This is a genomic window from Alteraurantiacibacter aquimixticola (genome assembly GCF_004965515.1).
Taxonomy (GTDB): Bacteria; Pseudomonadota; Alphaproteobacteria; order Sphingomonadales; family Sphingomonadaceae; genus Alteraurantiacibacter; species Alteraurantiacibacter aquimixticola.
Map to the genome: position 1 here is coordinate 431,640 of NZ_SSHH01000001.1, position 20,510 is coordinate 452,149.

17 protein-coding genes are annotated in these 20,510 nt (G+C 62.9%); 7 read left to right on the plus strand and 10 right to left on the minus strand.

The features are described 5' to 3' along the window. Positions 1 to 221 precede the first annotated feature (221 nt). The 4 genes from nirB to cobA are packed head-to-tail and all read left to right on the plus strand — an operon-like array spanning position 222 to position 6,476. Positions 222 to 2,708 (plus strand): nitrite reductase large subunit NirB, encoded by a 2,487-nt coding sequence (gene nirB / locus E5222_RS01805; protein ID WP_136691941.1) that lies wholly within the window; start codon positions 222 to 224, stop codon positions 2,706 to 2,708. Beyond that, the gene (gene nirD, locus E5222_RS01810) at positions 2,705 to 3,094 is read left to right on the plus strand and encodes a nitrite reductase small subunit NirD (protein WP_246021508.1); all 390 of its coding nucleotides are present in this window, start codon (positions 2,705 to 2,707) and stop codon (positions 3,092 to 3,094) included. Before nirB ends, nirD begins: the two co-directional genes overlap by 4 nt. Positions 3,095 to 3,096: 2 nt before the next feature. Beyond that, complete coding sequence (locus E5222_RS01815; RefSeq protein WP_136691943.1) at positions 3,097 to 5,667, plus strand: nitrate reductase; 2,571 nt, start codon at positions 3,097 to 3,099, stop codon at positions 5,665 to 5,667. Then, positions 5,664 to 6,476 (plus strand): uroporphyrinogen-III C-methyltransferase, encoded by an 813-nt coding sequence (gene cobA, locus E5222_RS01820; protein ID WP_136691945.1) that lies wholly within the window; start codon positions 5,664 to 5,666, stop codon positions 6,474 to 6,476. Before E5222_RS01815 ends, cobA begins: the two co-directional genes overlap by 4 nt. On the opposite strand, the gene E5222_RS01825 is transcribed toward cobA, so the two are convergent. Together E5222_RS01825 and E5222_RS01830 are read right to left on the minus strand one after the other, a co-directional pair. Continuing rightward, positions 6,473 to 7,372, minus strand: a complete 900-nt coding sequence (locus tag E5222_RS01825) for a glycosyltransferase family 2 protein (protein ID WP_136691947.1) — start codon at positions 7,370 to 7,372, stop codon at positions 6,473 to 6,475. The two genes, cobA and E5222_RS01825, sit on opposite strands and share 4 nt — an antisense overlap. Positions 7,373 to 7,385: 13 nt before the next feature. After that, a complete protein-coding gene (locus E5222_RS01830; RefSeq protein ID WP_136691949.1) occupies positions 7,386 to 8,981 on the minus strand; it encodes an FAD-dependent oxidoreductase in 1,596 nt (531 codons plus the stop codon). Between the two features lie 225 nt (positions 8,982 to 9,206). Here E5222_RS01830 and E5222_RS01835 point away from each other — a divergent pair, with 225 nt between their 5' ends. After that, positions 9,207 to 9,968, plus strand: a complete 762-nt coding sequence (locus E5222_RS01835) for a class I SAM-dependent methyltransferase (RefSeq protein ID WP_136691951.1) — start codon at positions 9,207 to 9,209, stop codon at positions 9,966 to 9,968. Next, on the plus strand, positions 9,968 to 10,762 hold the full coding sequence (locus tag E5222_RS01840) for a family 16 glycosylhydrolase (protein ID WP_136691953.1): 795 nt from the start codon (positions 9,968 to 9,970) through the stop codon (positions 10,760 to 10,762). The genes E5222_RS01835 and E5222_RS01840 overlap by 1 nt, the downstream gene beginning before the upstream one ends. A gap of 16 nt (positions 10,763 to 10,778) precedes the next feature. Here the strand turns inward: E5222_RS01840 and E5222_RS01845 are convergent, their stop codons facing one another. From E5222_RS01845 to E5222_RS01870, 6 genes are all read right to left on the minus strand, one after another. Next, positions 10,779 to 12,275 (minus strand): lipopolysaccharide biosynthesis protein, encoded by a 1,497-nt coding sequence (locus E5222_RS01845; protein WP_169053448.1) that lies wholly within the window; start codon positions 12,273 to 12,275, stop codon positions 10,779 to 10,781. Between the two features lie 4 nt (positions 12,276 to 12,279). Beyond that, entirely contained in the window at positions 12,280 to 13,314 is a 1,035-nt protein-coding gene (locus E5222_RS01850; RefSeq protein ID WP_136691957.1) for a polysaccharide pyruvyl transferase family protein, read from the minus strand. Then, positions 13,286 to 14,164, minus strand: coding sequence for a glycosyltransferase family 25 protein (locus E5222_RS01855; protein ID WP_136691959.1), 879 nt, complete (start codon positions 14,162 to 14,164; stop codon positions 13,286 to 13,288). Before E5222_RS01855 ends, E5222_RS01850 begins: the two co-directional genes overlap by 29 nt. 4 nt (positions 14,165 to 14,168) lie before the next feature. Beyond that, on the minus strand, positions 14,169 to 15,242 hold the full coding sequence (locus E5222_RS01860; RefSeq protein ID WP_169053449.1) for a glycosyltransferase family 2 protein: 1,074 nt from the start codon (positions 15,240 to 15,242) through the stop codon (positions 14,169 to 14,171). Positions 15,243 to 15,455: 213 nt separating this feature from the next. Then, positions 15,456 to 16,217: a metallophosphoesterase family protein gene (locus tag E5222_RS01865; protein ID WP_136691963.1), complete on the minus strand. Its 762-nt coding sequence runs from the start codon at positions 16,215 to 16,217 to the stop codon at positions 15,456 to 15,458. Continuing rightward, entirely contained in the window at positions 16,217 to 17,335 is a 1,119-nt protein-coding gene (locus tag E5222_RS01870) for an acyltransferase family protein (protein ID WP_136691965.1), read from the minus strand. Before E5222_RS01870 ends, E5222_RS01865 begins: the two co-directional genes overlap by 1 nt. Positions 17,336 to 17,781: 446 nt before the next feature. Here E5222_RS01870 and E5222_RS01875 point away from each other — a divergent pair, with 446 nt between their 5' ends. Then, complete coding sequence (locus E5222_RS01875) at positions 17,782 to 18,033, plus strand: hypothetical protein (RefSeq protein ID WP_136691967.1); 252 nt, start codon at positions 17,782 to 17,784, stop codon at positions 18,031 to 18,033. 69 nt (positions 18,034 to 18,102) lie between these two features. On the opposite strand, the gene E5222_RS01880 is transcribed toward E5222_RS01875, so the two are convergent. Both E5222_RS01880 and E5222_RS01885 read right to left on the minus strand, forming a co-directional pair. Next, positions 18,103 to 18,897 carry a sugar transferase gene (locus E5222_RS01880; RefSeq protein ID WP_246021509.1) on the minus strand — a complete coding sequence of 265 codons (795 nt, stop codon included), beginning with the start codon at positions 18,895 to 18,897 and terminating at the stop codon, positions 18,103 to 18,105. A 433-nt stretch (positions 18,898 to 19,330) separates the two neighbouring features. Further along, on the minus strand, positions 19,331 to 20,434 hold the full coding sequence (locus E5222_RS01885; protein ID WP_246021510.1) for a glycosyltransferase family 2 protein: 1,104 nt from the start codon (positions 20,432 to 20,434) through the stop codon (positions 19,331 to 19,333). Positions 20,435 to 20,510 lie beyond the last annotated feature (76 nt).

Here is a 20,510-nt window from a genome sequence, read left to right on the forward strand (position 1 = left end):
GTGCAACGGTGGCGGTGGGCCGTTGCTGCACTGCAAAAAGAGGCTTGCCGCCACCTGCCCGAATCGGCTATTGCCATTTCCAGCAAGTGTTGTGCCCGTCCATCGGTGGACGATCCGGCCCTCTCGCTGACAGATCAAATCACAACGTGGCAATGGCGCCGCCAGTCTTTCGCAAGACTTGGCGGCTTTTTTGCGTGCGTTGTCGACAAGGGACTTGGACGATGAACGCCCAGACGACAATCGAGACGCCGAAGCGCGAGAAGCTGGTGGTGATCGGCAACGGCATGGCCGGCTGCCGCGCGGTGGAGGAAGTGCTCGAGCGCGATGCCGACCGCTACGACATCACCATTTTCGGGGCCGAGCCGCGGGTCAATTACAACCGCATCATGCTTTCCCCTGTGCTGGCGGGCGAAAAGACCTTCGAAGAGATCGTGATCAACGGGCAGGACTGGTACGATGACAATGGCATCACGCTGGTCGGCGGCGATCCGGTCGATCATATCGATCGCGAGGCGAAGACGGTCGTCAGCCGCTCGGGCCGGGTAGAGCCTTACGACAAGTTGCTGATCGCCACCGGCTCCGATCCCTTCATCATTCCCATTCCCGGAAACGACCTTGAAGGCGTGGTGACGTTCCGCGACCTCGACGATGTCGACACAATGCTCGCCGCTGCGGAGAAGGGCGGTGATGCAGTGGTGATCGGCGGTGGCCTGCTCGGGCTGGAGGCTGCGCATGGCCTCTCGCTTCGCGGCATGAAGGTCACCGTCGTTCACCTCATGCCCACACTGATGGAACGCCAGCTCGACGAGGCGGCGGGCTACCTGCTGCGGCAGGAACTGGAAGGCCGCGGCCAGACGATCCTCACCAGCGCCAACACCAAGGTGATCCACGGCGTCGAAGGCAAGGTCGTCGGCATCGAGCTGGAAGACGGGACGAAGGTGAAGGCCGACATCGTGGTGATGGCCGCGGGCATCAAGCCTGCGACCGGCCTCGCCAAGGGTGCGAACCTCGAATGCGAGCGCGGGATCGTGGTGGATGACCACATGGTCACGTCGGACCCTGATATCCTGGCGGTGGGCGAATGCGTCCAGCATCGCGGGGCTTGCTACGGCCTCGTCGCGCCGCTGTGGGAGATGTGCCGATCGCTGGCAGATCACCTGACCGAACAGCCCAGTGGCTATGAAGGATCGGTCACCTCGACCAAGCTTAAGGTTTCGGGCATCGATTTGTTTTCGGCAGGCGATTTCTCCGGCGGAGAGGATTGCGAGGATATCGTGATGCGCGATGCCTCTCGCGGCATCTACAAGCGCGTGGTGGTCAAGGACGGCAAGATCGTCGGCGCGGTGCTCTATGGCGATACGGCCGACGGCAACTGGTATTTCGACCTCCTGAAGAAGGAGGAGGATATCTCCGACATTCGCGAGGCGCTGATCTTCGGACAGGCCTTTGCCAGCGGCGGAGGTGCCCTTGCGGACCCTAATGCCGCCGTTGCCGCCCTGTCGGATGATGCGGAAATCTGCGGCTGCAACGGCGTCTCCAAGGGCAAGGTCGTCCAGTGCATCAATGGAGGCGCCCACAGCCTCGATGCGGTGCGCTCCACCTGCAAGGCCTCGGCCAGCTGCGGCTCCTGCACCAATCTCGTCGAAAGCCTGCTGGCGATCACTTTGGGCGAGGACGCGGTCGCAAGCGGCCCCAAGACCATGTGCAAGTGCACCAGCTTCACCCATGACGATGTGCGCCGCCTGATCCTGGAAAAGGAACTGAAAGTCATCCCGCAGGTGATGCAGGAACTGCACTGGACCACCCCCGATGGCTGTTCCAGCTGCCGCCCCGCGCTCAATTACTATCTGCTCTGCGCATGGCCCGGCGAATATGAGGATGACGAGAAGAGCCGCTTCGTCAATGAGCGCCTGCACGCCAATATCCAGAAGGACGGCACCTACTCCGTCGTGCCGCGCATGTGGGGCGGGCTGACCAGCCCCAAGGAACTGCGCGCGATTGCCGACGTGGTCGAGAAATACGATGCGCCGATGGTCAAGGTGACCGGCGGCCAGCGGCTCGACATCTTCGGCATCAAGAAGGAAGACCTTCCTGCCGTCTGGGCCGATCTCAACGCCGCCGGCATGGTCTCGGGCCACGCATACGGCAAGGCGCTGCGCACGGTGAAGACCTGCGTCGGCAGCGAATGGTGCCGCTTCGGCACGCAGGATTCGACCGGGCTCGGGGTCAAGATCGAGAAGATGACCTGGGGCAGCTACATGCCGCACAAGTTCAAGATCGCCGTCAGCGGCTGCCCGCGCAATTGCGCCGAAGCGACGATCAAGGATTTCGGCGTGGTCTGCGTCGACAGCGGTTACGAGCTGCATGTCGGCGGCAATGGCGGGATCAAGGTCCGCGCCACGGACCTGCTGTGCAAGGTTGAGACCGAGGAGGAGGCGATGGAACATTGCGCCGCCTTCATCCAGCTCTATCGCGAGGATGCGCATTACCTCGAACGCACGGCCCCCTGGCTGGAGCGCAAGGGCCTCGACTGGATCAAGTCGCAGCTGTTCGACGATCCGGAACGGATCACCCGCCTCGCCGCGCGCTTCCGCCTGTCGCAGAAATACTGGCAGGTCGATCCCTGGGCGGGCCGTGCGGCAGGCGCCCACAAGGACCTGCACAGCCACATCGCCGAAATCCGCCCGCTTGAAATGGAGAATGCATGATGTCCGCCACGGTCGGCAAATGGCTCGATATCGGTCCCACCACGCAGATCGAGCCGGGCACGGCGCGCACGCTGCCGGTGGCAGGGGCGGACGAGATCGCCGTCTTCCACACCATGCGCGGCGAGTTCTACGCGCTGGTCAACAAGTGCCCGCACAAGCAGGGCCCGCTCAGCCAGGGCATCATCCATGGCGACAGCGTCTCCTGTCCGCTGCACAATTGGCGCATCTCGCTGAAAAGCGGCGAGGCGCTGGGCGATGACAAGGGCTGCACCCCCACCATCCCGCTGAAAGTGGACAATGGCCGCATCTACCTGCTGCGAGAGGCGGTGATCCCTACCGGCCCTTTTGACGAACCCGCGCCCGCGGCGCAGGTCGCGGCGGCCTGATCTTGGCAAAGGGCGCGCCCATCAACACCACCTGCGCCTATTGCGGCGTGGGATGCGGAATTGCCGCTCAGGTAAAGGGCGCGCGCGAAGTCACCATCAAGGGCGACAAGACGCACCCTGCCAATCATGGCCGGTTGTGCTCCAAGGGTACCTATTTGGGTGAGACGCTGGAGCTGGAAGGCCGCTTGCTGCACCCGATGCTGGGCGAGCGGCGAGCGAGCTGGGATGAGGCGCTGGACGATGTGGCAGAGCGCCTGCAGAGCGTAATCGCCGAGCACGGCCCCGAAAGCGTGGCCTTCTACGTTTCCGGCCAGTTGCTGACCGAGGACTATTACGTCGCCAACAAGCTCGCCAAGGGCTTTATCGGCACGGGGACCATCGACACCAATTCGCGCCTTTGCATGGCGAGTGCGGTTGCCGCGCATAACCGCGCATTCGGCGAGGACGTGGTGCCTTGCAGTTACGAGGATCTCGATTGCGCGGACCTGGTCGTGCTTGTCGGCTCCAACACCGCGTGGTGCCATCCGGTCATCTGGCAGCGGATCGAGAAACTGCGCGAGCGGCGTGGGACGAAGCTGGTCGTGATCGACCCGCGGCGCACCGAAACCGCGGCACTGGCCGACCTGCACATTCCTGTCGCCCCCGATGGCGATATCGCGCTGTTCAATGCGCTGCTCGATGCGGTGGCGAAGCGCGGCGGGCTGGATGCGAAGTTCCTGCGCGACCAGTGCGAGGTGCCCGAGGGCTTCTTCGCCGGGCTTTCCGGCGAGCATGGTGTCAATCCGCAGATCTTCGCCAAGCTGGTCGACCTCCTTATGGAACGCCCGCGCATGCTCACCCTGTTCAGCCAGGGTGCCAACCAGTCCGCCTGCGGGACGGACAAGGGCAATGCGATCATCAATTTCCACCTCGCAACGGGCCGCATCAACCGGCTGGGCGCGGGACCTTTCAGCATTACCGGCCAGCCCAATGCGATGGGCGGACGCGAAGTGGGCGGGCTTGCCAACACGCTCGCCTGCCACCTTGGCTTTTCCGAGGATGAGCGCGCCGATGTCGCGGGTTTCTGGAAGACCGATCGCCTGTGTTCCGGGCAGGGCTTGAAGGCGGTCGACCTGTTCCGCGCCGTGCATGAGGGGCGGATCAAGTTCCTCTGGGTGATGGCGACCAATCCGGCGGTGTCGATGCCCGATGCGGGCTTCGTGCGCGAGGCGCTGGCGCGCTGCCCGAACATCGTGGTCTCGGACGTGATTGCCGATACCGACACGGCGAAGTTCGCCCATGTGCGCCTGCCCGCGCTCGGCTGGGCGGAGAAGGATGGGACGGTCACCAATTCCGAACGCCGCGTCTCGCGCCAGCGGGCGCTGCTCGCTGCTCCCGGAGAGGCGCGGGCCGACTGGCGGATCGTCTGCGATGTCGCCGCTCGGCTGGGACACGGGCGGCACTTCGACTTTACCTCGCCCGCAGCAATCTTCCGCGAATACGCGGCGATGACGGCACTTGCCGGTCGCCATGGCAAGAAGCTCGACCTCACCCAATGGGCTGATTGCAGCGATCGCGATTATGAGCGGATGCTGCCCTTCCAGTGGGGCGGCACGCATCCGCTGCGGCACGGCTTTGCCACCAGCGACGGCAAGGCGCGGCTGATCGCCGTGACCGCACCTAAAACGCAAGTGGATGGAATGGTGCTCAATACCGGCCGCTATCGCGACCAGTGGCACACGATGACGCGCACCGGCCTCAGCCCCTCGCTCTCTGTCCATCGACGCGAGCCGCTGGTGGAAGTGCATCCCGCCGATGCCGAACGTCTTGCGCTCGAGGATGGCGGGCTGGCGTGCGTTTCCAGCGCGGCGGGGGAAAGCATCTATCGCGTGGCGGTGAGCGATGGGCAGGTGACCGGCCAGATCTTCGTGCCGATGCATTTCACCGATGCCAATTCGGGCGGCGGGCGTACGGGCCTGCTGGTAGAGGCGAAGACCGATCCCGTTTCTGGCCAGCCCGCCTTCAAGAACGTCGCTGCCGATATCGCGCCCTGGCAGCCCGAATGGCGCGCCTTCCTGCTCACCCGTACCCGCGTGCAGCCCGACTGCACCTATTGGGCGCAAATGCGCGTGAAAGGCGGCTGGCTGACCGAGCTTGCGGGGCTGGGCGCCGTGGATATCGATGCGTTGCTGCCCGAGGGCATGCGGCGCGAGGTCGCCGATATCGCACGCGGCATGCGCCGGGTCACGGTGGGCGATGAAGACGGACAGATGCTGGCCGCGCTCTATCTCACCCGGTCCGGCGAACTGCCTGCGCGCGACTGGATCGTACGCCAATTCGCCGCGCCCGATGCCAGCGACCATGAGTTGCTTGCCGGACGTCCCGCCATCGCCTTGCCCGATCGCGGCAAGGTCGTCTGCGTCTGTCACGATGTGGGAGAGAACACCATTCGCGAAGCCGCCGCCAACGGCGCGAATACGGTTCAGGCGGTTGGCGAGGCGACCTGTGCGGGGACCAATTGCGGGTCCTGTCGCACGCTGATCGCGCAGATCATAGAAGAGACGGATGCCACCGTCAGGGAGGCTGCGGAATGACCAAGATTGCAAAAGGCGAAGTCTGGGGCGAAGTCTGGCTGGTCGGTGCAGGTCCGGGCGATCCCGACCTGCTGACCCGCAAGGCCGAACGGCTGATTGGCGCTGCCAGCGTGGTCTTCCACGATGCGCTGGTGGGCCCGGGCGTGCTCGACCTGATCCCCGCGGATGTCCGGCGCGTTTCGGTGGGCAAGCGCGCTGGCCGCCATTCGAAGGACCAGAAGACGATCGATCAGCTAATCGTCGAAGCAGCGCTGGCGGGTGAACGGGTGGTTCGTCTCAAAGGCGGCGACCCGTCGATCTTTGGTCGCTCCATGGAAGAGCTGACGGCTTGCCGCGAGGCGGGCATTTCGGTGCGCATCTGCCCCGGCATCACCGCCGCCAGTGCGGCTTCGGCCAGCCTGGGCACCTCCTTGACCCTTCGTGGACTGGCCCGGCGGCTGACCTTCGTCACCGCCCACACGAAGAAGGGGCAGCTGCTCGCGCTCGACTGGCAGGCGCTGGCCGATCCGCAGGCGACACTTGCCATCTATATGGGCAAGAGCTCGGCCCCCGAGATCGCCAAAGGGCTGATGGAAGCCGGCATGGCGGGCGATACGCCGGTGGCGATGGTGGAGAATGCCAGCCTGCCGGAGGAGAAGATCTTCCGCACTCGCCTTGACCTGCTGCCTCTCGGTGCGAAGACCGCGCTTGGCTCCGGCCCGGCGCTGCTGCTGATCGGCTGCATTGCCGAACGCAACGAGGAGGTGGCACTGCATGAGGCGAAAGCGGAACTGGCCCGCACTCTCGCACAGCAAGAGCCTGAAGCCTAAGCGTATTCTTCGTAAAGGCTCGCCCCGAAGGCCGAGGTAAGCACGCCTGCATGGAGGGCGCCGCGTGCCAAATTACGCGCCTTACCGGTCTTGTTGGGCGCGAATAGCGCAGCAAGCGCGCAATAGGCGACCCGGATGAAGGCCGAGCCGGCAATAGAAACTCTCGACCGTGTCCCGCGCTGCAATGCACGGAAATGGATTTGTCCCGAGCGGTAGCGACGCCGCAGCAGCCACTTGAGATTTGCGCGCGCCGGCGCAACCGGTTCCGATACCATCGCCTTGGGCTCGAAGGCGAAGCTGGCGCCATTATCGAGCATGTCGTGGAAGAACATCGTGTCCTCACCGCCAACTGTCCCCAACTCCTCCCGGAAACGCAGGCCATGGCGCTCCACGAACAGGCGGTCGATCATGACATTGCAGGTCGATCCATTATGCGCCGCTTCGCGCGGGCCCATGCTGTGCGAATGGAAATCGCCGCGGATCATCCAGTCGGGAGCGGTCTCGGGATCGTAGATCGCCCGGGTCGGACCGAAGACGCAGTTCTTGCCCGGTCGTGCGGCGGCCAGTGCCGCCAACCATCCCTCTTCCGCGGTCTCGTCATCATCGATGAAGGCTACCCAGTCCGCGCTTGCATTATCCAGGCAGGCATTGCGGGCGCGCGAGATGTTCTTCTCCGGCGCATGCACATAGATGTGGTCGAGGTTCAAGGAACGGCAGCAGGCTGCGATCTCCTCGAGACGGGCAGCTGTGCTGTCATTATCCGCCACGATGACGCGGAGCCGCAAATGGTCGGGCAGATCCTGCGCCGCGATCGAGGCAAGAGTCCCGGCAATCTCGGGCCGGCGATAGGTGCAAATGCACACGTCGATCGTTTCAAGGGCTTGCGAAGAGGTCATATCCACCGATCGCTCAGGCAGGTTGCCGCTGCATCATATGGTCCGCCAGCCGCAATGCCAGCGCCACGATGGTCAGGGTCGGATTCGCATGGCCGCCGGTCGGCATGACCGATGAGCCGGTGAAATAGAGATTGTCCACGCCGTGCACCGCGCTGTTGCCGTCGACCACGCCGGTCGCACCGGTCTCGCTCATGCGCGTGGCGCCGATGTGGTGATAGCTTTCGCGCAACTGCCCGTTCGCCATCGTACCGCGCGTGGAAAAGCCCTCGTCGATCTGCAGCCGTCCGAAGCCCAGCCGCCGCAGCGCTACGTCCGCGAAATGGGTGAAGCTGAGCACGGTGCGATGCTCTACCTCGCTGATCCGCCAGTCGATGCGGGCCTTGCGCAGCCCAAGGCCATCACGGTCATCGAGGAGCATGACCCTGCTATCGCGGTCGGGAACCTGCTCGACCTCGGCCACGAACAGCGCGTCGGGCGAGGGCAGCAGGGAGTGGCGCCCGCACAGCCTGCGTGCGGCGTTGCTGGCAATGCGCTTGCTGTCGGTGAGCATGCCTTTGAAGTGCACATGGGCGGGCGAACGCGCGCCCTTGCGCCCCATCAGCGACTTGACGTGCCACCATCCGGAATCGGGACGCTCCACGTAGCGGAAGTGGCCGCTGCAATTCATCAGCCGGAGGTCGCGCTGCGCCTTTTCGGAGAGCGCAAGCCCCACTTCGTATTGCGTGCCGCGCGGCTGCAGCAGGATGTTGAACATGCGCTGCAGGCGGATTTCCTGGCCGTCCTCCGGCAGGACCTTGGCGGTCACGGCCTTGGGGTGCTGCATGAAATAGCGGCCGAGCGCATCACTCACGCTTTCGAACAGGCCCGGCGTCTGCTCCGCGAAGTTGAGGGCGAGCCGGGCATTCTCGATCCCGCCGCAGGCAAAGATGAACTCTCGTGCCCGGATCTGCGCCCTTTTGCCCTCGCGTGAACTGATCTCCACCGCTTCGACATGATTGTTCGAGGGCGATGGCACGAGCGCGGTGGCATTGGCATTGAGCAGGACGGTCACATTGCGCGACTTCTCCAGCCGGGGGCCGAAACGCTTCGCCCAATCCTGATAGATCTCCCGACCTGTGGGAGCGAAGCGCCAGATATACGGCCGTATGGGGCTGTTATCGAGGTCGCCATTGAATTTCAGGCGCTTGCGCAGGACGTCCGCATCGCTGGGCCCCAAGTCGCGAAAACCGCAATATTCCCAGGCCTGCCGGTAATGCTGCCCGAAATCGTGTGCTTCCAAGGGCCAGCCGGAATCGGGTACCCAGGGGCGCGGTTCGAAATCGATTGGATCGAGGGCAGCGCAGCGGCCCCGCCAGCGCAAGGTCGAGCCGCCATAAACCCGGTAGCGCCCTTCATCGAGCGCGATCGGCGCGCCTACGCTTTCTCCGGTGAACAGCTCTTGCGCACTCGCGCTGATCCCCTTGTCCCCACCTTCCAGCAGGATGACGTCGAAGCCCCTGTCGCCCAGTTCCCTGGCGAGGGTTATGCCCGCGGCACCGGCTCCGACGACGCAGATGTCGGCGGCGAATGTGTCAGCATTGTCCGAAAGACTGAAATCACGCAGCACCATTGTCCTCCGTCCGGACCTGACCGAACATCCGAACCTCCTGCGGCTTCTCGTGCCCGTCTTGTCGCGGGCCGTTTGCCGATCGAACCGGGAATGCGTGCGGGCAGGGCATTTCCTACACCCCGGCCGACTCAATCCCGCCTCTTTCAACTCGCTTTAAACCACATCTTGTGCAGTGCAGCAATATTCGATACGCTTTTCATCCAAGTCAATTGGAAGGAGCGCCTCATGTCCTCAGGAACCGCCGCTCGTATTGAAAACGAAAAATCTTTCCACGACGCCCGATTTACGGAGGAAGTCCGTGATGCGCAGGGAAAGTACTATGCAAGCATAAAGCACGGATCTTCGCATTACGGAAACAGAGTCGCCGAGCTGGCGAAGGGAAAGGACATACTGGAATATGGCTGCGGTGGTATTTCCCAAGGGGATACACTTGCCAGCCTTGCGCGAACACTCACGGGGATCGACATCTCGACCGTGGCTGTCGAAAAGGCCAATGCTGCAGCTGCGAACAGAGGTCTCTCCAACGTTCACTATCTCGAGATGAACGCGGAGGAGATGACCTTCCCCGATGGATCCTTCGACCTCGTCTTCGGCCGCGGGATCATCCATCACCTCGACCTGAAAAAGAGCTTCGAGAGCATTCGCCGAGTGCTCCGGCCCGGCGGGACCGCGCTTTTCTGGGAGCCGCTGGGCCATAATCCGGTGCTCAACCGCTACCGCCAGATGACGCCCGAGGCGCGCACGCCTGACGAGCATCCGCTGCTGAAGAGCGACTTCACGCTGGCCGAACGCTATTTCGACGTCGAGCGGCTCGATTTCTACGGCCTGACCACGCTGCTCTCCGTGCCGTTGCGCGATACCGGTCCGGGCGATGCCGTGCTTTCGGTGACATCGGCCATCGACCGCGTGCTGTTTCGCTCGCCCATGCGCTGGCTGGCCTGGTACGTCCTCATCGAACTGAAAAAGCCGGCGGAAGAAGAAGGGTGATGCCGGCCAGGGTCCTGCTGCCGGTCCTCGGGCTGGCAGGGATCGCTGGCATTTCCCTTGCCGACCGGAGCGGCGATGCCGCGCAAGGAGAGCGCCCATTGCCGGTTTTGCTGACGGGGGAGGCACCCTTCGTCGAGCGTTTCGAGACGATTGACAGGTCCTTCTGGTCCGTCTCCGATGGCTGGTACAATGGCGACTACATGGTCAATGACTGGCGCGCGATGCAGGTCTGGACTGAGGACGGCCTGCACATCGCTTTGGCGCCCAACAGTACCGAGTTCGCGGATTATTCCTCCGGCGAAATCCAGTCGGGGGGGACATATGGCCACGGCTATTACGAAGCACGGCTGCGTGCAGCGCCGGGAAGCGGGATCATCACCGGCTTCTTCACCTATATCGGGCCGCACTGGAACAAGCCGTGGAACGAGATCGATGTCGAGATTCTCGGCAAGTCCCCCCGGACGATGCAGGCGACCTATTTCACCGGCGGCGAAAAGGTGGCGACCACGATTCCGCTGTCTTTCGACGCGACGGAGGGGTTCCATACCTACGGTTTCGACTGGCAGCGCGGTTCGATCCGCTGGTTCGTGGACGGTAGCCTCGTCCATGAGGAGGAGGGCGATGAGCTCCCGCTTCCGAATGAGAGGCAGAAGGTCATGTTCTCGCTATGGGGCACGCGCACCTTGAGCGAATGGGCGGGCCGGTTCGATGAGACTGCCGTGCCCACCGAGGCGGTGATTACCTGCGTCGCCTATTCGGCGAGCATGAATGCGGGCGGCCATTGCAGCGAATAGCAGCAGCCGATCGCGCTCAGTTCAGTTCCTTGCGGGCGAAGAACTTGTCCCGATAGGCTGCCAGGACGGACATGGCTTCGCGCTCGGGGCCGTCCGGGTAGCCGGAGATGGCCCAGAGGATGATGAGGCTGCCCATATATGCGGTCGCCCCCAGGGGAATGCTGAGGGCGAGGTCGAGGACGAGGTCGGAAGTCTCGGTCCCGTGGGTCCACATGCCGCGCGCAAGCAGCACCGCCGCAACCATGATGATAGCGCTCAGTACCGGACGCAGGTTCGCCTGCAGCTGGCGCCTTATCGGAATATCGACCAGCCTCCGCACGATCGCCACATTGAAGCCGATACCCATCAGGCCGACGAATACGCGCCCGATGACCACACCGGTGAGGCCACCGAAATAGAGACCGCCGACAATCGCCGGCAGGCGGAGCGCGAAATACTGGCAGTCGCGCTTGAAGATCAGCTTGGTTCGCCCCTGCGAAAGCGCCAGCGGATGCGCCAGCGACCCGATCGTCTGTAGCGCGAATACCGATGCCAGTGCCTGGATCACGAAGATGGAGGCCGCCCATTTCTCGCCCATGCCAAGGCGTACGGCCGGATCGGCGATTAGCGCCACACCAACGCCGACCGGAAGGACGAGGGTGGTGACGATGGCCTGTGCCCGTGCATAGCCTGCACCAACGCGTCCCTTGTCCTTGCCGAGCGAGGCGAAGCCGGGAAACAGCGTCTTGGTCAAAGGCGTGGTCATTTCGCGCGTGGGCATCTGTGCGAGGTTGTCGCCGACCGTATAGGCACCAAGGCTCGCGCGCCCGATGAACTTGCCTATCAGCAGCTGGTCGAAGCGCCAGTTGATCGTGTTCATCGCCTGGCTGAGCGTCAGCCAGAAGGAGAACGACCACAGCTCCCGAAAGCGCGACAGGGTGAAATGCGGCCGGTAGGGCATCAGCACATAGCCGATGCCGACCGTCATCACGTAGCTGGCCAGCAATCCGCCGATCAGCGCCCAATAGCTGCGGAAAATCCACGCGATCGAAATGCTTGTCGCAACCATGGCGAGTTTCGCGCTGACTTCGATCAGGAACTCTTGTTTGAAAACAAGGTCCCGCTGGAACAGGGCGCGGCGGGGGTTGGCGAAGCCGTTGATCATCATGCCCGCGCCGAGGGCGAACATGATGTTCGCTAACCGAGTATCCTCGAAGAACTGGGCGGTCGGATAGGCGGCGATAGCGAAGAGCGAGGCGATTATCGCCGCGCGTATCACGCCCATCGTCCAAGCGGTGTTGAGGTGGTCTGGCGTGGGATCGTCGAGCTGGATGATGGACTCTGCCAGCGAAAGCTGGGTCACCGCCATGGCAATGGCGAGGATCGTCGTTGCGATAGCCACCAACCCGAAATCCTCCGGGGTCAGCAGGCGCGCCAGCATGATCGTCGAGGCAAAGGCCAGCACGTTGATGATGACACGCGAGGCCATCAGCAGCATGCTGCCGCGGGCAAGGCGTGAGCGGATCTGGGTCATTTCGTCAGGTCGGCTCCCCGAGGGCATCGAGAGCCTTTAGCGCCTGGGGAATCTCTGCTGCCGAGCCTGCCAGGACGGCAATATCCAGGTCCCCATGCCAGCAGTTCCTGTAGCCCGAAACCTTGCCATAGCTATTGTCCAGCACGACATGCGGAATGCCCATCATCGCGCAAAGGATGTGGGAGTGCAGCCGGTCGGTCACGACATGGCGGGCGCGCGAAAGCTGGCGCAAGCCGCGCTCCAGCCTGTGCGCGGCAATGCGGTTGAGCAGCAGGGTTCGGGTGAGTTCGAGCGAAAGCGAGCCGGATTTCAGCATGTCCCACACAGCGGCGCGGCGAAGGCTGCCGCGCGGCATCGGCGGCTCCTCCAGCCAGTCCTCCACGATGGCGCCTTCACCCGGCGCCTCGCGGTTGCGCGGATCGCGCTCGACATCGGATCGCAGCAGCCAGAGCAGGTCGATTTCCACCGGACCGCGCCGGTCGAGCGGTCCCATGCCCATCGCGCAATCGGGAGCGAGGGTGGCGGCGCAGTTCAGTCGGGTCTCGGCAAACTGCATGCTCTTGTGGTCGCGCACGAAGAGGTGGAAGTCGCTGGTATCGGCGATGACCTTGGCGGTGCGATCGGCAGCCGCTTCGTCGCCATAGTGGATACTCTGCGGTAACTGGACGATCGTGCGATCGCGGAACCTGCTCAGTATGCTCTCGCGAAACATCTGCGGTCCTTGCCAGATGTCGCCGAAATTGCCTCCACCGTTGATGAAGATGACCCCTCCGTCGGGAAGGCGTTCGAGCGCTTCGGCACGAAACCCGTCGGCGCGCGAGGCGAGGAATGGCTGGCGGCCGGTCAGCCCCGTCAGCACGGAGATCGCGCCCAGCCAGATGGCGCTGTCGCCGACATTTGCATAGTCCGGGAAATCCAGCAGGGCATAATCCGAACCCGGCCCGACGAAGCGCGCAAGATGGTCCCTCAGCAGGGCCTGCTGCCGCCCGACCAGTTCGGCGACGGGGTCCTCAACCATGGAAGGCTGTGTGGAGGGCACTTATGTTCTCCTTGATCCGCTGTTCCAGCTTCTTGTCGAAACTGCGGAATTTCCGGTTGGCCATGGCACGCGCGACACGTTCGCCGAGTTTGGCGCGGCGCGTCGGGCGTGGCCCGATCGAAGCCCTCAGCGCATCATTGCGCTCGTCGACCAATGTGCGGTTGTTGTGAATGCTTGAAGGCAGGCCGAGCTCGATGGCGGGGAAGGGATAGGCGACGACGACGGGCATGTCCGTTCGCCAGAAGCCGTCCAGCATCACGTCGATCGGTGCGATCAGACCAGTCGAATGGAAGCTTTCGAGCAGGCGCGTTGCGCCGGCCCGCGAAAGGAGGAAACACTGGGTCCCGAGCGCAGGCCAGGTGGCGCGATAGAACGCCATCCGCCCGACCGCTCCGAGGAAGTTCGCCGGCACGAAGAAGCGGGCATACAGGCGCATGAAGTGGACGTCGCAAAGCGCCATGAACCCGGCCATGGCATCGAGCCGGACATAGGGGTCAAGGAGGACGTCATCCTCCATGCACAGCAGGTAGTCGCTGGTGCCCTTGGCAACGAACTCTTCCATCATCGCGATATGGCTGGCCGCACAGCTGCGTTCGGCGGCCGACAATACGGAGCCATAGGTTTCGTAGGCCTTCGCCTCGTCATAGGCGACGGGGAGGCCTTCGGCGGGCACGACATCGAAGAAGGACCAGTCGCAATCGACCTTGCTGATCGACTCGGTCAAACGGGCGCGCCGCTCTGCCGCATCGGCGAAGGACACGACGCGCACCTGCACGCGACGGGCAGGCTGCTCCGCCGCTGCCGGTGGCACGGGCGCTTCCATCGGTTCGACCTGTTTGGCTTCAAGCAAGGCTCTACCCCGTACGTTGTGTGGCAATGTTCAATTTCGGGTGAGGGGCGTCCGCCGTGCTGCGCGGCTTGATGCGCCGCGAGGCCCATCGCCCCAGGCGGTCGGTCAGCGGCAGTGGCACGAGCCGCAGGACGGACGGGTTCTCGAGGATAATCCCGGCGGCCTGCCGCCATTGTCCTGCCTTCACATGGTCGACGAAATGGACGAACCCGAGTGCCGTGCGCACCGAGTGCTTCCTGGCGCGGAAAGCGCGCTTTTCTTCGGGAGAAGCACTGCCAAGGGCCTGTTCCACTTCGCTCGTGACGAGCGATATCTGGTCGATATTCGCCTGCGAAAGCCGGTGTGAGATCGAGGTCGAATGCTTGCGGTAAAAGTAGCCGGGCAAGGCGGCCAGCCGGTAACGCATGCCCGCCATCAGCATCTGCAGCACCAGCAGGTCGTCCTCGCCGATGCGCAGCCTTTCGTCATAGCGAATCCCGGCTTCGCGAAGCGAGCTGAGCCGGAAGACCGGTTTGAGGAAGCCGAGATTGGGCCTTCGGCTGAACATCCGGGTCGCGTTCAGATATTTGGTCAGGGTCAGCCATTCGCGGCTGCCCGCCTTGTGCCGCCGCAGGTAACGCGAAGGCGGCGTGACATTGTCATTATCGAAAACGATCAGGTCATCGGCAATCAGGTCCGCCTGGTCCGCCTCGGCCATCTCGACGAGCTGGCGGAGCCGGTCCGGTGCGTAGAAATCGTCGGCATCGAGAACGGCAAACCACTCGCCGCGCGCTGCGTCCAGCGCAGCATTCCGCGCCGCAGCCGGGCCGCCATTGCTCTCCATGGACAAGGCCCGGATCCGCGCCTCATCGCGCGCGAGCCGCCGGGCGAGTTGTGCGGTGCCATCGCTCGATACGTCATCGACGATGATAACTTCCACCGGAACGCCTTGGTCCAGCGCGGACGCAACCGCCTCTTCGAGGAAGTCCTCGCAATTGTACGCCGCAATCGCGACCGAGACCAGCGGCGCTGGCTTCCCGGCGGAACTGTCGCGCGTCTCCACCAAGGGCGCAGTGCGGGATGGCGGGGCTTCAGTCATGAACCCCGTGCTTGCCATTCGTCATGTTGCTCAAGCGGATCAATTGGTGCCCCAATCTTGGTTCTCGCAACGTAAACCAAGGCTATACTTGTTAATTGTGCAATGCAACAATTCATCCTGCACGGGGCGCTTTCCGGCAGAGCGATGGCCTTCCTTCTCAACAATTTAGGGTAGGGAAGGCGATTGCTGCGCTGCAAAATGTCCCAGAAGCGATCAGATGGAGGCCTCGACCAGCCATTGCGCGGTCCCTTCAAGGCCAACAGCGGTCAACTTGCCGGTCTGGTAGGCGCCCGAGTCGACATTGATCCGGTTGTGCCGGATTTCGGCCCCGTCATTCACGATCGAGTGGCCGTGAACGATCACCGCCCCGTGATCGACTTCGCTTTCCAGGAACTCATCGCGGATGGTGAGCAGGTCGTCCGCACTCTGCCGGTGGAGCGGGATATAGGGACGCACGCCGGCATGGCAGAAGAAGTAGTCGCCCGACCGGGCGGATAGCGGGCGGTCTCGCAGCCAGTCGAGGTTTTCCTCGCCGATGCCCTTGGTAACCCGAAGCGCGAATGCTTCTGCGGACTCCCCGCTTTTCGGCGGCGCGATGTCGAAACTGCGTAGCGTCGTGTCGCCGCCATATCGCAGCCATTCTTCCTGCGCCTCGGCATTCCCTTCGGTGCAATCCAGCAAGGCGCTCTCATGATTGCCAAGCAAGACGCAAACCCTGTCCGATGCCTGGTCCAATAGGCGCAGCTTCTGCAGGACCTCGGCGGAATTGTCGCCGCGATCGAGGAAATCGCCCAGTACGATGAGCCGCATGGGCATCCGCTTCCTCTTGGCGTGGTCCTCCCTGATCTTCGCCATGAGGCGGTTGAGCAGCTCGATGCTCCCGTGGACGTCGCCGATGGCATAGACACGCTCGCCAGTCCCCGCGCGCGGACCGAGGCCCAGCCGGCTGCGCATCGTGTATGGCATCCGCATCATCACCGCGACCGCCCCGTTGACGGATTGTCGCGCGCGTCCGACGCGGAATAGGCCAGCATTCGCGGTTGCGTTCTTGTCCGCCACCAGTCCACGAACCGCCCGGGCAGGGCGTAGAACCAGCGCGCACCGATCGTTTCCAGGAGCGGCCGGAGGAGCAGGGACAATCCGATCGCCGCCGCGCCCATGGCGATTGCGCCCCAGATGGCAAATCCGGGCAAGGAGTCGGCGTCGGCACCGAGGGGGACGAACAGGCCCAACAACTGTGTGTGCGCAACATAGATTGTGAGCGTGTTACGTCCGAAGAACGCCAACACGGATTTCACCATCGGGATGTAGCTCAGCGATATAGATCCAGCCAGTCCGGCGGCCAGACCGATGAGCGACATGACGGCGGTGACCCGTTGGGGGGCGTATCCCCACCGCAGCGCCAGGAACAAGGCGACATATGCTGCAGATGCCACGATCAGCGTGGCGCCCCAATGCTTGGCAACGCCCAGGATCAACGGCCCGCTATAAGCCCCGAAGAGGAAGTAGAAGGCGTAGTTGAGCGCTTTGGCATGTTCGACGGAGCGCACGGGCAGGGCGTCGATAGTCACCAGGATCGAAAGACCGAACGACAGGACGAGTGCCGCGTTCTGGAACCTGCCCTGGCAAAGCTTGGCAACCACAAAATAGATCGCGAGTGCCCAGATGAACCAGAGGACCGCGTTGGGCCATGCAACAAGCGCGACCCAGCTGGAAAAAGCCTTGTCCGCTCCCAATGCAAGGGAGCGCAAGAAGCCGATCGTCGCCCACAGGACGTAAAGGTACCCAAGCAGGATTACGCGCTTCTCAAGCAGTATCGGCCAGTCCCGGCTGAGCACCCGGGCGCTCAGCATGCCGGATATCGCAAAGAACAAGGGCATGCGGATGTAAGCGAAGACATCGTTGACCAGCCAGTATGTGGAATCGATATCCGTGACCAACTGTGCCGCGATCGACGCGTGGAACAGCACGACAAGCAGGATGGAAGATCCCCTGGCGATATCGAGCCAGGCGATTCTGTCTCCCTTCGACGAGGTGGCATTCGTTAAAGCCGCCTTGCTTGCAGGGTGCTCAAGAGCCTCCGGATGCTGCATTGCAACATAGTATGTGTTCCAGGGCGCGTTTCAAAGCGGTTTTTGGCCCTTCTTGGCGGTTGATACGGATGGCGCGGCCTGCACAAAGCAGGAGCGTGAAATGCGCCGACGAGTATTCGAAAAGGGGCAAGCCGTTAAGGATCGCGGCGCGGTCGCGTTGCCTCCCGGCGATGTTTGTGCAACAGACGCCGCTTGGGAGATGCATGCGTCCGATTGGTCGCGCGTCCACCAGCTGGAAGTCCGGTGCGCCTGTGCCGTCGGGTTTTGAAAGTTCCGCCGCGCGATCAAACCGAAGGTCGCAGGTGAAGCCGGAACAAACTCGCGACATCGGCGCAATTCGGGAAGCAACCCGATGGACCATGGCTGGCTGAAGAAGGTTGATTGGCTCCTACGAGGCGAATGGCAGGTTCGCGGGTTTCGAGCGTCACGGATCGGAAGAGCGTGCAATGAGCAACAATGCCAAGCGACACATTGAAGGTCGCGGAAAAAACGTAGGTTCGCCTAGGGATTCCGAAACCGGATTGAAGCTATCTTCGGCGTCTTCGCAGAACGAGGAACTCGACGTGCCCGATGCCGCAGCAATTCCGTCTCACGTTTCAGGTGGCCAGCAGGCTTCGGGTATCCGCATTCGCTGGTGGGCCATCGGCGCTTTGGTGAGCCTCGCGCTCTGGTATGGCATCTATCTGATCATGACCTGAAGGACAGGGCTGAAAGCCTCGCTTCCTTCCACACCCACAAACAGCCGCTCCGTCGGGCCGCGGGCTGCTTCAGTAGCAGCCGCGCGAACCGAGAATGGCGGGGACTGTCCGTGCGCAGATGAACATGTCACCGACGAAGGTGTGCCGCCGCACATATTTCACATCGAGGCGTACGCGCTCCGAATAGCTCACATCGTTGCGGCCGCTGATCTGCCATAGCCCGGTCAGCCCGGGGCGCACCGCGCAATAGCGGCCGATATGGACGCCATAGCGGCTCACCTCATCCTGCACGATCGGGCGCGGTCCGACGAAGGACATATGCCCCATCAGGATGTTCCAGAGCTGCGGCAATTCGTCCAGGCTGGTCCGGCGAAGGAAGTGCCCGATCGGCGTGATGCGCGGATCGTTACGCAGCTTCTGATCCTCCTGCCATTCGGCGCGGGCCTTCGGGTCGGTTGCCAGCAAGTGATCGAGCCGCGCTTGTGCGTCCACCACCATGGTGCGCAGCTTCAGGCAGGGAAACAATTCGCCATTCCTGCCGACACGCTGCTGGCAGAAAATCACGGGCCCGGGACTGGTCAGCTTCACCATCAGGACCAGCAGAAGCATCAGCGGCGCGAAAACAATCGCCAATGTCAGGGCAAGGGTGAAATCGAACAGCCGCTTCGCATGATCGTCGGCCGTTCCGCGGGCATCCAGCCTTTCGGCGGCGCGCCGCGCCCTGGAGAGATCCGGAGTGTGCTTGGCAAGAGGCCAGATGACTTCCATGTCGAACCGGCCGACGCCGGTGGAGGCGTCCGAGACGATGCGCCTTGCGATGCTTTTCCCGGAAACAGACTGAAAGCTGTGGTTCTGCACATTCATAATCGTAGCTCCCTCAACGAGCTGGATTCTGTCGACTGTCAGGACCCTCGCAGTTGTCTGCTGATTGCGTAGAGAGTTACGAATCACCCCTGTTTATGAAGTATTAAGGTATGTGAACGCGGTGAATCGTCAACCGAAATTATTGCGCTGCACAAATTTTTCCGGACGGCTGTGACACCGATGAAATTCCCATATGCCGCTGGTCTGGCACGTAAAACATGCTGGCAGGCGGCGTGAAGAGGGGGCGGGCAATTTGCCCGTCGATACAGCATCTTGTGCCAGAATAGGGCGTTTGCAGCGAGATGGCCGTTCTATCTGGCGCTGGCTGGCAGCCGCTTCCATCAGATTACCGGGGCAGCGAAGTCTCGCTCCGAATTCCTCGCTTTTATGCTGCAACTGCGTCGTCAAGTGAGCACTTGCCGCATGCGTTTTCTCAGGCCGTGGATTGCCTGGCGTTGCCCACCCTGCGCAGGGACCGCAGCAGCTCCATCCAGAAGCCGGCCGACCATGCGGCGTGCATGATTAACGCCGCTACGCCGGACCAGAGTGCGCACCACGAACGTTGTCGCGCCGCGATAGCCGCTCCGACCAGCAACGCTGCTACCACCCAGCAGGCGAGCGGCACCGCGAAGGCAGCCGAACCGGGCAGATGAAACGGAGCCAGTATCGCGGCAACGACCGCCGGTACGATCGTAAGCGGCAGCACCTGGCGAAGGCGGACAGGAGGCCGATGGCGCTTGATCGTCATCGCCCGGCCTTCGCCATAGCGAAGATATTGCGTCCATAGCCGCCTTGCCGAACGCCTGGGGAAGTAGGTGATTGCCAGCGGCGCTTCGAGCCAGATGCGGGTGCCGCGGCGAGTGAGCCTGATGTCCAGCTCCGCATCTTCATTGGCGCGGAATCCCTCGCAATAGCCACCCACGGCCTGGAATTCGCTGACGGTCATGAGGGCGTGATGGCCATGTTCAACCCATCGGCCCGTGCCGACATGCCGATGCGCCGACCCGCCCGTTCCCAGCACGCTGTTCTGCGCCGCCGCTACACCTTTCTGGAAACAGCCACGGTCCGCTTCCGTCACCATCGACACGACGACCGAGCCCGCACCGGTGCGGCTGGCGGCTTCGACAAGCGAGGTGACGTAACCGGCGGGATAGCGGCAGTGCGCATCCACACGCACGAATTGACGATAGTCTCCGCCATATCGCTCAACCGCCAGGTTGATGCCCGCACTCTGGATCCGCTTCGGATTGTCGAGCAGGACAATTCGCGTGTCGCCCTGTGCAGCATCGCGGACGATCTGCTTGCTGCCATCGGTGCTGCCGCCATCGGCCACCACGATCAGGCCGCTACACGGATCGTCGGCAAGCGATTTCAGAAGGCCTGGAAGGTGTGCCTCCTCATTGAGGCAGGGAATGACGACCAGAACCGGCGCTTTTTCCTTCATTTGCAGATGCTGCCCCCTGCGATTGACTGCCCCAAAACGAAACGGATGACGATCAAGTAGCTTGATTGTGCGGTGCAACAATGCGATTGTCACGCTCAAATTGCTGAAAGGGTTGATCTACCCTGGGGACTTGGGCTTCGGCCTGCGTCCACCTCCGAGTTCTATGTTG

Coding starts and splice junctions, on each gene's coding strand:
- E5222_RS01875 (WP_136691967.1), top strand. CDS start 17,782: ATGAGCAACAATGCCAAGCGACACATTGAAGGTCGCGGAAAAAACGTA.
- E5222_RS01880 (WP_246021509.1), bottom strand. CDS start 18,897: ATGAATGTGCAGAACCACAGCTTTCAGTCTGTTTCCGGGAAAAGCATC.
- E5222_RS01835 (WP_136691951.1), top strand. CDS start 9,207: ATGTCCTCAGGAACCGCCGCTCGTATTGAAAACGAAAAATCTTTCCAC.
- E5222_RS01845 (WP_169053448.1), bottom strand. CDS start 12,275: ATGACCCAGATCCGCTCACGCCTTGCCCGCGGCAGCATGCTGCTGATG.
- E5222_RS01825 (WP_136691947.1), bottom strand. CDS start 7,372: ATGACCTCTTCGCAAGCCCTTGAAACGATCGACGTGTGCATTTGCACC.
- E5222_RS01830 (WP_136691949.1), bottom strand. CDS start 8,981: ATGGTGCTGCGTGATTTCAGTCTTTCGGACAATGCTGACACATTCGCC.
- nirB (WP_136691941.1), top strand. CDS start 222: ATGAACGCCCAGACGACAATCGAGACGCCGAAGCGCGAGAAGCTGGTG.
- E5222_RS01865 (WP_136691963.1), bottom strand. CDS start 16,217: ATGATGCGGATGCCATACACGATGCGCAGCCGGCTGGGCCTCGGTCCG.
- cobA (WP_136691945.1), top strand. CDS start 5,664: ATGACCAAGATTGCAAAAGGCGAAGTCTGGGGCGAAGTCTGGCTGGTC.
- E5222_RS01860 (WP_169053449.1), bottom strand. CDS start 15,242: ATGACTGAAGCCCCGCCATCCCGCACTGCGCCCTTGGTGGAGACGCGC.
- nirD (WP_246021508.1), top strand. CDS start 2,705: ATGATGTCCGCCACGGTCGGCAAATGGCTCGATATCGGTCCCACCACG.
- E5222_RS01840 (WP_136691953.1), top strand. CDS start 9,968: ATGCCGGCCAGGGTCCTGCTGCCGGTCCTCGGGCTGGCAGGGATCGCT.
- E5222_RS01870 (WP_136691965.1), bottom strand. CDS start 17,335: ATGCAGCATCCGGAGGCTCTTGAGCACCCTGCAAGCAAGGCGGCTTTA.